This is a genomic window from Psychrosphaera saromensis, from assembly GCF_002954545.1.
GTDB lineage: Bacteria > Pseudomonadota > Gammaproteobacteria > Enterobacterales > Alteromonadaceae > Psychrosphaera > Psychrosphaera saromensis.
Map to the genome: position 1 here is coordinate 73,272 of NZ_MSCH01000003.1, position 15,024 is coordinate 88,295.

Consider the following 15,024-nt stretch of genomic DNA (forward strand, 5'->3'; position numbering starts at 1 on the left):
TATGGTGCACTATTAACGTGCACCTTTGTGCGAACTAATTTGGGGATTTAACGACTGGGAACACAGACCAAACAGCTGTGTTAATGTCAATTTTTACCGATTGATTTAAAAATGAATTTGGGGTTTTTACAACGATAGTTTGCCCTAACCATTGAACCTGCGATTCATAGAACTCACCAGCAAAACGTTCGTTTGTTACTACAACATGAGAATCATCAGACAAAGTTAATTTAAGCTGGTGTGGCCTAATATAAACATCCACTTCATCTTCAACTTGTAACGACATTACGCTAAGTAAATCTTTATCACCGGCATAAGCGATATCACCTAATTCTGATAACAGAACAAGCGCCGATGCCACTTTACAGCGCAACCATAAACCTTGCCCTAGAAATTCAGCGACAAATCGGGTTTGTGGATAATTAAACAAACGTTCGGCATGATCTATCTGCTCAATTTTTCCTTTATTTAACACGGCAATTTTGTCACAAAAAGCAAATGCTTCATCTTGGTTATGCGTTACAAATAAAGCCGCAATGTTATGTTGCTTCAATAACGCACGAATATCGTTTATCAGCTCAAAGCGAAATTGCGGGTCGATATTTGAAAAGGATTCATCAAACAACAGCAACTCAGGCTCACACGCTAATGCTCTAACAATTGCAATTCGTTGTTGTTGCCCACCGGATAATTCATGTGGATATCTATCGGAATATTCCGCCATCTTTATTAACTCTAATAAAGAGTCGACTTTGGCTGTCCTTGCAGATCTGATAGCTTGTCTAAACCAAAAGCCACATTTTGTGCCACAGTTAAATGCGGGAATAACGCATAGTCTTGAAAAATAAGACCTATCTTTCTATCTTCAGTCGCTATGTTAATACTCGTATTACCGTGACGGTTAATACCAAGAACTTGTTTGCCACCAATGATGATGTCACCAGAGACATCATCTAATAATCCAGCAATGGCTTTGAGCACTGTGCTTTTTCCACCGCCAGATGGACCAAACAAGGCAACGATTTCCCCAGAATTAACTTGTAACTCGAGCTCATCAATTATTTGAATCTTGCCTTGGGAGCTTGCAGAGCTTTTATAACTGACATTTAACTTAGATAAGCTCAATACTGACATGGTAATAATTCCATACAAAGGTTCACTCTATTTGCCATTCACTCTATTTTGAATCACTTTACTTGAGTCAATGTTAGTTGAGTCAATGCTACTTGAGTCAATGCTACTTGAGTCAATAGAACGGTTTAAAATTAACAAAGGGATAAGGCCAACTAATACTATCAAAATTGCGCCTAATGCGGCTAACTCAAGTTGCTCGTCACTGGCATATTGATATACATAAGTCGGTAACGTTTGGAAGTCAAAAGGCTGTAATAACAAAGCAGCTGGTAACTCTTTCATACTCTCAACAAAAATAAGCAGCGCTGCAACCATTGCACTTTTTCGCACTAACGGTATATGTACTTTCTTTAATAAACTTCCCCCATTAGTTCCCATAGTTTTGGCTACCATATCCAACGACGGACTTATTTTTTCATAACTCGATTCTAAGGTTTTATTGGCAATCGCAATAAATCGCACCAAGTGAGCAAAGATAATAGCAATGACAGAGCCGCTTAATAACAGACCAGGCGCAGAAAACCCCAACCAAATCGCAAGATCATTCATTTGTATATCTAAAAAGGTTAATGGCACTAATACGCCAATCGCCATCACAGTCCCAGGAATTGCGTAACCAGAACTAGCGGCCTTTAATGAAAATGCTTGTACCTTGTTTGGTTTAACTCGGTATGCATAATTGAGTATTAACGATAAAAGTAACGCTAACAGCGCAGTAATAAAAGCAATGCCTGCACTGTTGAGGGCAAACTCAAACACTTGTGTACTCCAAGATTGCTCAAAGTAATTTACCGCATATTGCAGCAATACAAACACAGGGACGATAAAAGCAACAAACAAAATAACTGAACAAAAACTAACAGCAAATACGGTTTGTTTTTTACTCAATTTATAAGTCAGTGACTGCTGACTTACTTTGGCATCATTACTGCTTTTTTGTTTTCCTTTTTGTAATTGCTCCAGGAACAAAAGTACAAAAACCCCCATAACCATAATAGATGACAACTTGGCGGCGCTGGCTAAATCATAATGTCCTAACCATGTATCGTAAACGGCTGTGGTTAAGGTACTGACAGCAAAGTAATTAACGGTAGCAAAGTCCGCCATACTTTCCATCATGACTAAAGCGCAACTGGCAACAATAGCGTTTCTTGCTAAAGGTAAAGACACTTGCATAAAACACTTAAAAGGTGACTTACCTAGCACTCTTGCCGCTTGGGTTAACGTGGCATTTTGCTCAAGAAAGCTCGCTCTAACCATCAAATACACATAAGGATATAACACCAAAGACAGCATAACCGCAGCACCAGATAAGCTACGAATGTCAAAAAACCAATAATCATTCACACTTGTCCACCCAAACCAGTCTCTAAGAGCTACCTGGATAGGTCCAGCGTAATCTAATAAATCAGTGTAAGTGTAAGCCACTAGATAAGCCGGCATAGCAAGGGGTAAAACTAATGCCCAATTAAAAAAGCGTTTTCCCCAAAAGTCACAATTGGCAATCAGCCACGCTAACGGTATGCCAATGATTAAAACTAAAGTGCCAACAGAACCCATTAATAACACGGTGTTTATTACGTAATCGGTTAATACGGTTTCTCTTATGTGAGCAAAACTATCGCCGCTGCTAGAGAATGCTTCAAATAGCAAAGTGATTAATGGTAACGCCATCACTAGTGCTAATAAAAAACTTATAATTTTGACGTGTTTAAAACTCGGCAATCGATAAGCCAATTTTGATAAGAATGTGTTTGAGGAGGAAGGTGAAACACCAACGGAGGTTACTTTGTTAATAACGTCCGTTGGCTTTAAATCATTCATTTACAGCTCATGTATTTACGCTAGCGTGTATTACTCATCCGTTATAATACAGATTCATTAATACCGACAACTCATTTATAGGTCGAACTTTACTTTATCAACTAACTTTAACGCAGCTTCTCTATATTCTGCAACTTTAGTTAACGGTAAAGTATCTTCTTTAAACTCCCCCCAACTTAACATTATCTCTGCAGGTTTTACTGCTGGGTTAACAGGGTATTCCATGTTGACCGACGCATACGTTTGCTGCGCTTTTTCTGAGGATAAGAAAGTTAACAATTGTAGAGCGTTTGATTTATTAGGTGCGTATTTAGTGATCACAGCGCCAGAAACATTAACATGTGAACCACGATCATTCTGATTTGGATAAACAATGTTTACTGCATCAGCCCAAGGTTTTTGCTCTGCATTTTCAAGCATCTTACCGTAGTAATAACTATTACCTAAAGACACATCACACAAGCCTTCTTTAATTGCTTTAACTTGCGCTCTATCGTTTCCTTGTGGCTTACGTGCCAAGTTTGCTTTAACACCTTGTAGCCAAGTTTGAGTTTCAGCTTCACCTTTATGAGCAATCATAGAAGCAATTAATCCTAAATTATAAGGATGCTTACCACTGCGAGTACATACTTTGCCTTTAAACTCAGGTGCCGCTAATGACTCATACGTTAATGCTTGAGGGTTACTCACTCTGGTTTTAGATGCATAAATATTACGAATACGTTTAGTTAATGCAATCCATTGACCTTGATCGTCACGAAAATGAGCTGGGACATTTTTATCAATATTGCTACTTTCAATTGTTGAAGTTAAGCCTTCATCTTTTAATTGCAGTAACTTATTAAAATCAGACGTTAAAACCACATCAGCAGGACTGTACTTCCCTTCGCGTTTAAGGCGTTCAATCAAACCTTTTTTGGCGAACACCACTTTGGTTTGAATACCCGTTTCTACTGTGAATTTTTCTAATATTGGGTCTATTAAAAACGACTGTCTAAAAGAATAAATATTAACCGTTTGTGTAGTTTCTGCTAAAACGCCAAATGTACCTAATGCTAAAAAAGCTAATATTAATTTTTTCATATAATAGAGAATCCAATGAGTGAGCTATTGCAATTGAGAATTATTCTCAACAATTCTAGCAAGGGATGATAAAAAGTACAGAATTAAATTTGATTTAAAAACAAAAAACAGTCATTTTTATAACTCATTAAAAATAATAATAAAATAAGAGATTGTTTGATGATTAAAAATATTGCGCTTGTAGCACACGACAAAAAAAAACCAGAAATTATTGCCTGGGCTAAAAGACATCAAGATAAGTTAATTAAACACAACTTATATGGCACCGGCACAACTGGGAAATTAATTAAAGAAGCGGTTCCTGGACTAGATATTACGCCATTAAAAAGTGGCCCTTTAGGTGGCGATCAGCAACTCGGTGCTATGATCTGTGAGGGCAAATTAGACATTCTGTTTTTCATAATAGATCCTATGACTCCACAACCACACGATGTTGATATTAAAGCACTATTGCGTTTATCAACTATGTATAACTGCGTGGTCGCCTGTAACTTTGCAACCGCTGACTTTGTTATTGAGAGTCCGCTATTTGAAGAGCCACAAGTACACGCTACCGATTTTAGTGAATATGCTGATAGAAGTATTTAATTTATGCTGACATGTTTTTCTATAGTAAAACGATATGGTTCAAAGCCTATTATTAATAACTTCAGTCATGACTTTACAACTAACAACACAAAAGTTATTGGCCCAAATGGCAGTGGTAAATCAACCTTACTAAGATTATTAGCTGGTTTAGAAATGCCAACTAAGGGCAAGATAAATAGCTCGGCGCCATTAACCGAATTAATATCGATAAGCTCTGACAGCATTACCCCACCAGAGTTTTTATCTACAGCTGAAGTCACTGAGCTATTTCAACGCTATAGCCATTTTGATAACACCTATTACCAAAATGTTATTAAGCAGTTGGACCTTGGTGAATTTGAACATAAAAAGTTTGCTAAGCTATCTTCAGGGACAAAGAAGAAATTTTCTGTTCTTTGGGCTTTATCGCAACATTCAGAAATATTAATTTTGGATGAACCCTTTGCCAGTTTAGATCAAGACAGCCAGAGCGTTTTCAAAAAAATCATCCAGGCAGATGACAGAAAATTAATCTTTGTCGACCACGAAAATATTTTAGACTTTGATGACTCCGTGCATGTTTAGCCAAGTATTCAGTAAAAAACAAAGCATTCATAAACAGCAAGATCAACTCTACCGTGTTCTTATATTTTGCTTGCTCTTGTTTAGCCCAGTAATTTTATTACTGTCACCTTTACCTAGCTTTTTGATTTATCAAGGTACTGATAATTACGTATCGCATCTTGTAGGTTGGCTTATTATTACTCTTGTTAGTTTACTCGAAGGGTATTTATTCTTGTCCGTTTGGCAAAACAAAGAGTTGATATTTTTCAAGTACTTATTTGGCCGAAATTTTAACAAGAATCTATTACTTACCTTTTTTAAATTTACTATTTTATTACATGTTTGTGTTTGGGCAGGTTATGCAAAAGTCGACTGGTCGTTGTCAAACCTTGCTTTAACAGCAAGTATATACGCTTATAGTGCTGGTATTTTCATATTACAGCTCAAGTTTAAACTAGCACCAAAAGCAGAAATAAAGATGAAATGGCCCAATATAAAAATAGTTAACTTTATATTATTAAAGGGTAATTTAACGTCCATTGCTTTATTTTTAATTGGAAGTTATGTCTGTTATATTTTTCTCAATAACGTTGAAAAAATTGAAGTTATATTAGCAGTCGTTGGTCTGTGGTTAATATTAACCACTTATTTGATGTTGCAAATTTGGCGTTCTATTAGAAAAAACCAAGCTAGCATGAGTTTATTCTTAACCAACATAAACTCAAATTACTGTACTCTTATCTGCACGATAACTAATTGGTTGTTTATTTTTGCACTAGTAACAAGTTTAACCATAATGGTTATTATGTTGTTGCCCGCAAAATAAACTCTCTCCTTTGTAATATACAAATAGTGTAGGAGACAAACCTATAAAAAAGGCCAATATATTCATTGGCCTTTTCTTTTATACGATCATCTATAAAGTTTGATCACTTAATCCAGATTTTCAATTGGTATCTTTTTAGCTAGATAATCTCTGATCTCAGCTTCCATTTGATCGGCAGCACTGCCGTTGTCTATGCGTTTTTTCTGACGTTGGCCATTAATATAAAAACCACTGCGTTTGTTCGCACCTGCTAAGCCTAAATCTGATATTAGAGCTTCACCTGGACCGTTCACAACACAACCAATAACCGATACAGTAATTGGTTCAATGACATCTTCTAAACGCTCTTCAAGCTGATTCATGGTTTGTACCACATCAAACTCTTGTCTTGAGCAGCTAGGGCAAGCAATAAAGTTAATTCCGCGAGAACGTATACTTAGTGATTTTAAGATATCAAAGCCCACTTTCACTTCTTCTACCGGATCCGCAGCTAAAGATATGCGCATTGTATCGCCAATACCTTCGGCTAATAACATACCTAAACCAACTGCCGATTTAACCGCACCAGAGCGGAAACCGCCAGCTTCTGTAATGCCTAGGTGAATGGGTTGTTCAATTTCTTTGGCCAATAAACGATAAGCACCTACCGCTAAATGCACATCAGACGCTTTCACACTGACTTTAAAGTTATGAAAGTCATAGCTCTTTAAGATATTAACATGACGCATAGCCGACTCTAATAAAGCTTCTGGGCAAGGTTCATGATATTTTTCTTGAATGTCTTTTTCTAAAGAACCGCCATTTACGCCGATTCTAATTGGAATGTTTTTTTCTTTTGCTGCATCTATCACCGCTTTAATACGGTCTTCACTACCAATATTACCTGGATTGATGCGTAAACAGTCAGCACCATATTCAGCAACTTTTAGCGCAATACGATAATCAAAATGAATGTCCGCAACTAATGGAATATCCACTAACTGTTTAATTTGTTTAAATGACTCAGCAGCATCCATCGTTGGTACAGAAACTCGAACGATATCAGCACCGGCTTTTTGCAGTGCATTAATTTGGTTTACAGTTGCTTCAACATCAGAAGTGTTAGTGTTGGTCATCGACTGAACCGAAATTGGAGCATCGCCACCAACAGGGACATTACCAACCATGATCTGTATTGATTTACGGCGAGTTATTGGGTTTTCACCAAACATTTATTTCTCTCTACAATTAAATTCGGGCAAAATAAAAGGCTGAACGTGACAGCCTTTTATTTATGAATAAGCTATTAAGGCAGTTTACCCTATTATAAAGCTTCTAACTCAAAACGAGCTACTCTATTTTTAGGTAAATGATCAAGAGTGAACGCTTTGCCATTTACAAAAACACTCACACCTTCAGGTTTACCAAGTGACACACTTAGTGGACCTTGTGCATTTAATGACATTACGTAACCACCAGGTTTATTACCAACGGCAATACGGTCACCGTTTACGTCATAAACTTCAACCCAGCATTCACTTTCAAAACGCATCTCTACTTTAATGTAACCTTCTGCATCAACAGTACCATTGTCGGCAACCATAGATTTTTGTGATGCACTTAATGGAACCGGTCTTTGAATATTATTAACTGGAACCGCCGTTTCTACAAATTTAGGTAATTCTTCCGCAGCAACCGTTGTTGTTGCAGCAGCTATAGTAGAAGTCTCTTCATCTGAAATGACAGGTAGTTTAACCGGCACTACCGCTTTCACTTCACTGGCTTGTACAATAATATGATCGTCATCACCAGCTACTGGAGCAAAGTCACTATATTGATTATCTTGAATCCACCAAAAACCTAATGCTGCGATAACAATCATAGCAAAGATCCAGGTAACAAAAGACAATCGTCTTTCTAATTCTTTACGTTTCGTTCTACGAGAAAAAGATTGCATCTCTTTAGCTGATTCGTCAAAAACCACACCTTTAGTTTCAACTACAGGAAGAACTGAATCTTCTGATACATTTACTTTTTTAGCATAAGAGCGGATATATCCACGAACAAAAGTATCAGGTAAGTTTTTAGGAACTCGATCTTTTTCAATCGCTTCTAATACATGTAATGGTACTTTTATTTGTTTTGCTAAATCAACTAAATCGATATTTAGTGCTTGTCGAGCCGCAACTAGAATTTGTCCAGGACTTTGTTTTTGTTTTTGTTCGTCGTTCGATTGCTCACTCATGACCAAAACTACTCCACTTCCACTTTTAAGATTTTAGTACCTACGGCGACTAAACCGTCATGTTTCACTTTATTCCAAGCCATTAACTTAGCCAAAGGAATATTCAATTCATCGGCTATTGCTGACAAATCTTTACTTTGTTTTACCGTATAAAAAATATCTGGGTTTTGAACAAACAACTTATCGCCAGAGTTTACTTGCTGACTTTTTAATTTATTCCATTTCACTAAAGCTGAAATTTGAACATTAAATTTAAGCGACACTCGATATAAATTTTCTCCATATTGAACTGTATAACTTGGAATTTCAACATTATCGACATTTATATCTAAAGTAGGTGCTCGTTTAACCGACTCAGTCTTAGAATTATCATCTTGTTGTGAAACAATAATTTCACTAGGTAAAGCTGACGACTTCCCAATACCGACCACTGAATGCGGACTACTCGGCTTACTTTCTACTTTAACAATTTCTTGATTTTTTGATAATTTTTGTACTTTCACCGTTTGAGTATTTGCTTTTGAACCTTGTTTAACTATTTGTAAGTAGCGTATTTTTCGCTGTTCAAAAATAGATTCCTGAATTAAATTCGAGCTTAACAACAAACTTTGGTGACTTAGCGGAAAATCTGAGGTTAAACGAGTACGGTATTGTTTAGCTTTATTATGTTTTCCTGCTGAAGTTTCCAGCAAAATCCCCATTAACAAACTTTGGGCATTTTGTTCTGACCTAGCTAAATAGGTGTTATATAACTTAAATGCTTCTGATAAATGCCCCATAGCATAATGCACTGAAATAAGGTCGAGTAAGGTTTCAGAGCTATTCGGGTTATGTTGGTAGGATTGAGTTAGCGATTTGAGAGCGTCTTCAAAATAATCAGCTTTTAGCATGCACAAAGCCATATTCTCATAGCTTTCAGCGATTTGGCTGTAACGAGGAATTGCAACGGCTTGCTTAAAACGCATTATTGCATGATCGTAATCGGTTAATTTACATAAAAATACGGCATAGTTATTTAATGTATTAGGGTTGTTGGGACCAATTTGCAATGACTTCTGATAGGATTGTTCAGCTTTTACCACATCACCAACCGCTTGATAATAGTAAGCTAAACTGGAATGAGTATCGGCACGCATCGGCGCATATTCTAAGGCTTTATCTAAATTGTATTTAGCTTGTGGGTAGTTTTTATTACGTAGGTAGCCTAGACCTAATAACAGTCTAGACTTTGCAGCATCTTCTTTATCAAACGCTAACGAGCGAGCTTGCTGATCAGAGTCAATATAAGACTGTTCTGTCACACAGCCAAATATAAATATTAACCCTAAGCTATATATGATCGCTCGCAAAATACTAGTGCGCATATTTCTTCTCAATTATTTTTAGTATAAGTGTTTAAAACTATTAAACTATTTTGACCGAGATTGAATCACCTTTCGCCTGTTTTTTCAATACTCTCTTAGTTCTATCAACAATATCACCAGCAAGTTGACCACAAGCTGCATCGATGTCATCACCTCGAGTACGACGTACAATACAAGTATACCCCTCTTCTTGCATCACTTTAGCAAATCTATCTACACGAGAGTTAGACGATTTACCGTACGGTGCTCCTGGGAACGGATTCCACGGTATAAGGTTTATTTTTGAAGGCGTGCCACGTAATGTTTTGGCTAATTCACGAGCTTGTTCCATGGAGTCGTTGATACCGTCTAACATAACGTATTCAACCGTAATATCTTGATTGGCAGTAGAGCCATCAATATAACGACGACATGATGCTAAAAAGGCTTCAATATTATATTTTTTATTAACTGGAACTAAGATATCTCGTAATTCATCATTTGGCGCATGTAATGAAATAGCTAACGCCACATCAATTTTTTCTTTTAATAAATCTAAAGCCGGTACAACACCAGAAGTGCTAAGCGTAACTCGACGTTTAGACAAGCCAAAAGCGAAGTCATCCATCATTAGTTCCATAGCAGGAACCACATTATTAACATTTAATAACGGCTCGCCCATGCCCATCATAACCACGTTAGTTACAGCACGGTTGGTTGATAAACCATCCCAACCAATATCTTGCACTACACGCCAAACTTGACCGATGATCTCACCGACTTTCAAATTACGGTTGAAGCCTTGTGCGCCCGTTGAACAAAACGGACATTCTAACGCGCAACCGACTTGAGAAGACACACACAAGGTTGCTCGATTTCCATCAGGGATCCAAACGGCTTCTACTTCTTGTCCATCTTCTAATAGTAAAGCGTATTTAATTGTTCCATCAGTCGATACTTGGCGAACACTGATCTCTGGTGCTTTTATCACACACTTTTCTTTTAATTTGGTTCTTAAGACTTTAGAAAAATTGGTCATTTCATCAAAATCAGTTTTACCCATTTGATAAATCCACTTCACCGCTTGGTCAGCACGAAATCCTTTCTCGCCAAATTCATCAGCAAAAAACTTACGCATACCTTTACGGTCAAAATCCATTAAATTAATTTTTGCAGCGGTAAGTTGGGTCGCCGGTGTGGTTATTTCTACAGTCATAAAAGCCTCTTTGTAACTTATATCTTGGTTCTTTATTAGGGAGTGCTCCCTAAAAGAAATGGATGCGTTATTACACGCGTACTAATTTTTCTAATAACTCTAATTTATAGCTAATTCTGTGCAATATTTAAGAGTGATTAGAAAAACAAAAAGGACTTAGAATTTCTAAGTCCTTTTAACGTATTGTTTATTTAATATTGCTTAACGATAGTTGTGCTTAAGCAAAAAGTTAAATTAACGAGTACGTGAACAAAGTTCGTCTGCAGAGAAGAAATATGCAATTTCACGAGCTGCTGATTCAGGAGCATCAGAACCGTGACAAGCATTTTCGTCGATAGAAGCTGCATAGTCAGCACGTAAAGTACCAGCTAGTGCTTCAGCTGGGTTAGTTGCGCCCATGATTTCACGATTTTTTAATACTGCATTTTCGCCTTCTAAAACTTGAACCATTACTGGGCCAGAAGTCATGAAAGAAACTAAAGCACCAAAGAAAGGACGTTCGCTATGTTCAGCGTAAAAACCTTCAGCTTGCTCTTTTGAAAGGTGAACCATTTTAGAAGCAACAATGCGTAAGCCTGCAGATTCGAAACGGTTATAGATAGCGCCGATTACATTTTTAGCAACTGCGTCAGGTTTGATGATTGAAAAAGTACGTTCTAAAGCCATGTTAGTTAAACTCCAAGGTTTAAATTTAATAATTAAGGGTTCTAAAATTTAGGGCGCGAATTATACGTTAATTAATTAAAAATAAATATGGTAAAAACTACTATTCACAAACTTATATTAATTGCGCTATTCTTATTACTCACACGATCTGAAATTAAATAAGACTTATCACCTAAGTGCTTATTAAATAAACATATTACGGGCTCAATTTAATGTCACAACCTCAGTTTGTAACTGAACTACTAAATACTTTAAAGTCAAAATATCAACTTGTGTTAGATGATGCCGTTGACTTTTTTGCCCAATATAAAGCCTTACATATGGTATACGCTAAGGAATCTAAAAGATTCGAGGAAATACAGCATCAGCTTACCACTATTTATAATTACAAAAAAAAGCATAATGTCTTACCTAAAATAAAAGGTCACAGTGATCCTAAATCTTATCTTTTAGAGTTAGAAGCGATAAAACTAAGGTCTCAAGCTGAAGTAGATAAAATTGAACCTCAAATATTTGCAGGGTTTAAAAAACGCCAAGCTTTGTTAAACGATATCGCCACATCCATTGCCAAATCTACGATACAGGAAAGAGACGCGAGTCAGTTTATTGCAACTATGATGTTACGCGCGCCACTACCCGCCGATCATAATCGTTGTGAGATCAACGAAAAAACCAAACCTATTTATATATCGGCATTGGTAATTTCACTGTTAACTCAGCTTATTGGCCAAGGTATTATTGATGATGATTATATTATAAGTCGTATTCCTTCTCTGTCAGAGCATGAAAAAGATCCCGACTTAGTGGAACATCACGCTGAAGAATTAGACATTTATATAACAGAAGTTCTCAATCCAATTATCATCGCAGCCCTGCTGCATAATATTGGCAGTTACTGCATGGAAGCAGAAGCTATTTATCAAGGTGATCGTTTCCAGGCATTAGATGAAGATGCCCGTAAGGTATTAATTAAAACCATCAGCGACAATACCAACATCTACTTAAATTGGGGATACGGTAAACCATTAGAGCGTTATTGGGGTGAAGAGCAACTTAATATTGAATTAGATAAGTTTGATATTATAGAGTCCATTGTTAAGAACTACCCTAAATCACAAGATCCTATGGGTAATTTACTCCGTATTCCAATGATCTATTCGTCATTTACCTTGTCGACTAAGCACCAGCATGACTTTAGATTTATTTTCAAAGCTTACGATATCTTAAACAGCGGTATAGAAAAAAAGATGGTGTACCAACCTTATGCTGAAGTATTTTTAAATATGGTCGGCAAATATCCGCTAGGAGCTGGTATTTCGTTTATATCTTTAGAAACTGGCTATCCAGAACGCGCAATTGTATCGGCGTTGAACCCTCCAGAGCCGACAACGGCAGTAGTCAAACAACTTACTCGCCGCCAAGTTTATGCGGACGACCATACCCAAGTTGCGGTCACTAAGGATTATATAGTTTCAAACAGTACAGCACGTAAAAACTCAGAATTCGATACGTCTTATTATAAAAAACAGTTCCCTAATGGTTACTTTTGGAATCCATCAGAAGCTTGGCAAATCGATTTAGAGCATAAGAAGTTTTGGCGTAGAGATAACAGATTAAAACCAAACTAGCATTGAACCAGAATGTTCGACCTTTGGACATTCTGGCATTTCCCTTTTATTTCAGCGAACTATCGGTAAACTAAGGTGTGTCAAAACTAAGACGAATTCAAGAGAGCCCAATGAAATTAAAAGCTATTTTTTTCCTATCGACCCTATTTATCATCAACGCTTGTACTGATGCTGGCAGCAATAACACAGCTCAGTTTCAGCAACTATTAGATAAACATTGGCAAAATGCCAGCACAGAGCAAGTCTTTTTTAGAAACGATCCAGACACCTTTAGAATGAATGGCAAACTGCCAGAAATGTCTGATGCAGGCAGAAAGCGCCGCGCCGAATACAATCAAGCCTTGTTAACCGAATTAGATAACATTGACGTAACGGCTTTATCAGACGATGACCAAGTTACTTACCGTTTATTTAAATATGAACGTCAAACTGAAGCTAAAAGTTACCAGAATATAGATCACTACTTCCCAATGAATTATTACGCGGGTTACCACAGCTACTTTGCTGGCGCACCAGCTAACATGTCATTTTTAACCACCACAGACTACGATAACTATTTAGTAAGCTTGGCTGACTTCCCACGTTACAACCAAGAACATATTAATGACTTAACCATAGCAATTGAAAAAGGCTATACCCAGTACTGTGAAACCTTTAAGGATTACCACAAATCAATTAGTAAACACATAGTTGATAAGGTTGAAGACAGTAACTTTTGGGCACCTCTAGCCAATATCCCAGCAAACTTTAACCAACAAGATAAACAAACCTATCGCAAAAAAGCCAAACAGCTTATCACTGATGTAGTGATCCCTGAATACCAAAAGTTTTATAACTTTTTCACAGAAGATTACATGACAAATTGTAGAACCATCGCTGGAATTAGTAGTGTTGAAGGTGGAGCAGATTACTACAAATATCTCATTAATTACTTTACAACCACAGACATGACAGCGGATGAAATACATCAAATAGGTTTAGATGAAGTAAAACGTATCCGCCAAGAAATGCAGCAAATCATAAACAAAGTTGGCTTTAAAGGTGACTTTAAATCCTTTATTCAATTCTTAAGAACCGACCCACAATTTTACGCGACAACCGAACGCGACTTACTAGAAAAAGCCAGTTACATAAGCCGTAAAATGGCAGCACAACTACCTAAGTGGTTTTCCGTATTACCGCGTACGCCATTTGATATTAAATCTAGTGCCAGTGGCGCTTATTATGTTGGCTCTGATGGTTCAGGTAAAACATCTGGGACTTATTTTCTAGCCACTAAAAACCTAAAAAGCGAACCTTTATACACACTTGAAGCATTAACCTTCCACGAAGCCGAACCAGGTCACCATCTACAAGGTTCAATCGCCCGTGAAGTAGACATGGCAGAGTTCAGAAAAATATTGTCACACTCAGCATTTACCGAGGGTTGGGGCTTATATTCAGAAAAATTAGGCAAAGAAATAGGATTTTACCAAGACCCTTACAGTGACTTTGGCCGTTTAACCTATGAAGCATGGCGTGCATGCCGTTTAGTGGTTGATACCGGCATTCATGCCAAAGGTTGGACTCGTCAGCAAGCAATTGATTATTTAGCTGAAAATACCGCATTGAGCATGCCTGACGTAATTGGCCAAATAGACAGATACATTAGCTGGCCAGCTCAAGCGTTATCTTACAAAATTGGTGAGATAAAGATGTTAGAACTGAGAAAACTTGCAGAAACGGAACTTGGCGAACAATTTGATGTAAGGGCTTTTCACGATCAAATACTTAAAAATGGTAGCTTGCCGTTAGCGCTATTGGAAGAGTTAACTAAAGACTGGATTGCTAAACAGAAAATCTAATTCTGAACGTCTTATGCTCGGAGCTATATAAATCAGAACTATATAAATCAGAACTATATAAATCAGAGCTATATAAATTGGTGCTATATAAATCAGAGCTATATA

Annotated in this window: 14 protein-coding genes; 5 read left to right on the top strand and 9 right to left on the bottom strand. The window is 37.1% G+C overall.

From position 1 onward, the window contains the following. Positions 1 to 34: 34 nt before the first annotated feature. The 4 genes from BTO11_RS16650 to BTO11_RS00380 form a co-directional block, all read right to left on the bottom strand. Positions 35 to 724: an ABC transporter ATP-binding protein gene (locus BTO11_RS16650; RefSeq protein WP_105050715.1), complete on the bottom strand. Its 690-nt coding sequence runs from the start codon at positions 722 to 724 to the stop codon at positions 35 to 37. 11 nt (positions 725 to 735) lie between these two features. Then, on the bottom strand, positions 736 to 1,134 hold the full coding sequence (locus tag BTO11_RS16655; protein ID WP_105050716.1) for an ATP-binding cassette domain-containing protein: 399 nt from the start codon (positions 1,132 to 1,134) through the stop codon (positions 736 to 738). Between the two features lie 27 nt (positions 1,135 to 1,161). Beyond that, positions 1,162 to 2,808 (bottom strand): ABC transporter permease, encoded by a 1,647-nt coding sequence (locus BTO11_RS00375; RefSeq protein ID WP_229793383.1) that lies wholly within the window; start codon positions 2,806 to 2,808, stop codon positions 1,162 to 1,164. A 225-nt stretch (positions 2,809 to 3,033) separates the two neighbouring features. Beyond that, the gene (locus tag BTO11_RS00380; protein ID WP_105050718.1) at positions 3,034 to 4,041 is read right to left on the bottom strand and encodes an extracellular solute-binding protein; all 1,008 of its coding nucleotides are present in this window, start codon (positions 4,039 to 4,041) and stop codon (positions 3,034 to 3,036) included. Positions 4,042 to 4,200: 159 nt separating this feature from the next. On the opposite strand from BTO11_RS00380, the gene BTO11_RS00385 reads away from it, so the two are divergent. From BTO11_RS00385 to BTO11_RS00395, 3 genes are read left to right on the top strand one after another with little or no spacing between them, the layout of a single operon-like run. Continuing rightward, positions 4,201 to 4,629, top strand: a complete 429-nt coding sequence (locus BTO11_RS00385; protein WP_105050719.1) for a methylglyoxal synthase — start codon at positions 4,201 to 4,203, stop codon at positions 4,627 to 4,629. Between the two features lie 3 nt (positions 4,630 to 4,632). Further along, the gene (locus BTO11_RS00390) at positions 4,633 to 5,193 is read left to right on the top strand and encodes an ATP-binding cassette domain-containing protein (RefSeq protein ID WP_105050720.1); all 561 of its coding nucleotides are present in this window, start codon (positions 4,633 to 4,635) and stop codon (positions 5,191 to 5,193) included. Continuing rightward, positions 5,186 to 5,998, top strand: a complete 813-nt coding sequence (locus BTO11_RS00395) for a hypothetical protein (protein ID WP_105050721.1) — start codon at positions 5,186 to 5,188, stop codon at positions 5,996 to 5,998. The genes BTO11_RS00390 and BTO11_RS00395 overlap by 8 nt, the downstream gene beginning before the upstream one ends. Positions 5,999 to 6,105: 107 nt before the next feature. Here BTO11_RS00395 and ispG read toward each other — a convergent pair whose 3' ends face one another. The 5 genes from ispG to ndk form a co-directional block, all read right to left on the bottom strand. Further along, the gene (ispG, locus tag BTO11_RS00400) at positions 6,106 to 7,209 is read right to left on the bottom strand and encodes a flavodoxin-dependent (E)-4-hydroxy-3-methylbut-2-enyl-diphosphate synthase (RefSeq protein ID WP_105050722.1); all 1,104 of its coding nucleotides are present in this window, start codon (positions 7,207 to 7,209) and stop codon (positions 6,106 to 6,108) included. A gap of 92 nt (positions 7,210 to 7,301) precedes the next feature. Then, the gene (locus BTO11_RS00405) at positions 7,302 to 8,222 is read right to left on the bottom strand and encodes a RodZ domain-containing protein (RefSeq protein ID WP_105050723.1); all 921 of its coding nucleotides are present in this window, start codon (positions 8,220 to 8,222) and stop codon (positions 7,302 to 7,304) included. An 8-nt stretch (positions 8,223 to 8,230) separates the two neighbouring features. Beyond that, on the bottom strand, positions 8,231 to 9,586 hold the full coding sequence (gene pilW / locus BTO11_RS00410) for a type IV pilus biogenesis/stability protein PilW (RefSeq protein WP_105050724.1): 1,356 nt from the start codon (positions 9,584 to 9,586) through the stop codon (positions 8,231 to 8,233). 40 nt (positions 9,587 to 9,626) lie between these two features. Beyond that, on the bottom strand, positions 9,627 to 10,781 hold the full coding sequence (gene rlmN, locus BTO11_RS00415) for a dual-specificity RNA methyltransferase RlmN (RefSeq protein WP_105050725.1): 1,155 nt from the start codon (positions 10,779 to 10,781) through the stop codon (positions 9,627 to 9,629). A gap of 234 nt (positions 10,782 to 11,015) precedes the next feature. After that, entirely contained in the window at positions 11,016 to 11,447 is a 432-nt protein-coding gene (ndk, locus tag BTO11_RS00420) for a nucleoside-diphosphate kinase (RefSeq protein ID WP_105050726.1), read from the bottom strand. A 212-nt stretch (positions 11,448 to 11,659) separates the two neighbouring features. On the opposite strand from ndk, the gene BTO11_RS00425 reads away from it, so the two are divergent. Next, positions 11,660 to 13,075 carry a hypothetical protein gene (locus tag BTO11_RS00425; protein WP_105050727.1) on the top strand — a complete coding sequence of 472 codons (1,416 nt, stop codon included), beginning with the start codon at positions 11,660 to 11,662 and terminating at the stop codon, positions 13,073 to 13,075. Positions 13,076 to 13,185: 110 nt separating this feature from the next. Next, complete coding sequence (locus BTO11_RS00430; RefSeq protein ID WP_105050728.1) at positions 13,186 to 14,919, top strand: DUF885 domain-containing protein; 1,734 nt, start codon at positions 13,186 to 13,188, stop codon at positions 14,917 to 14,919. Positions 14,920 to 15,024 lie beyond the last annotated feature (105 nt).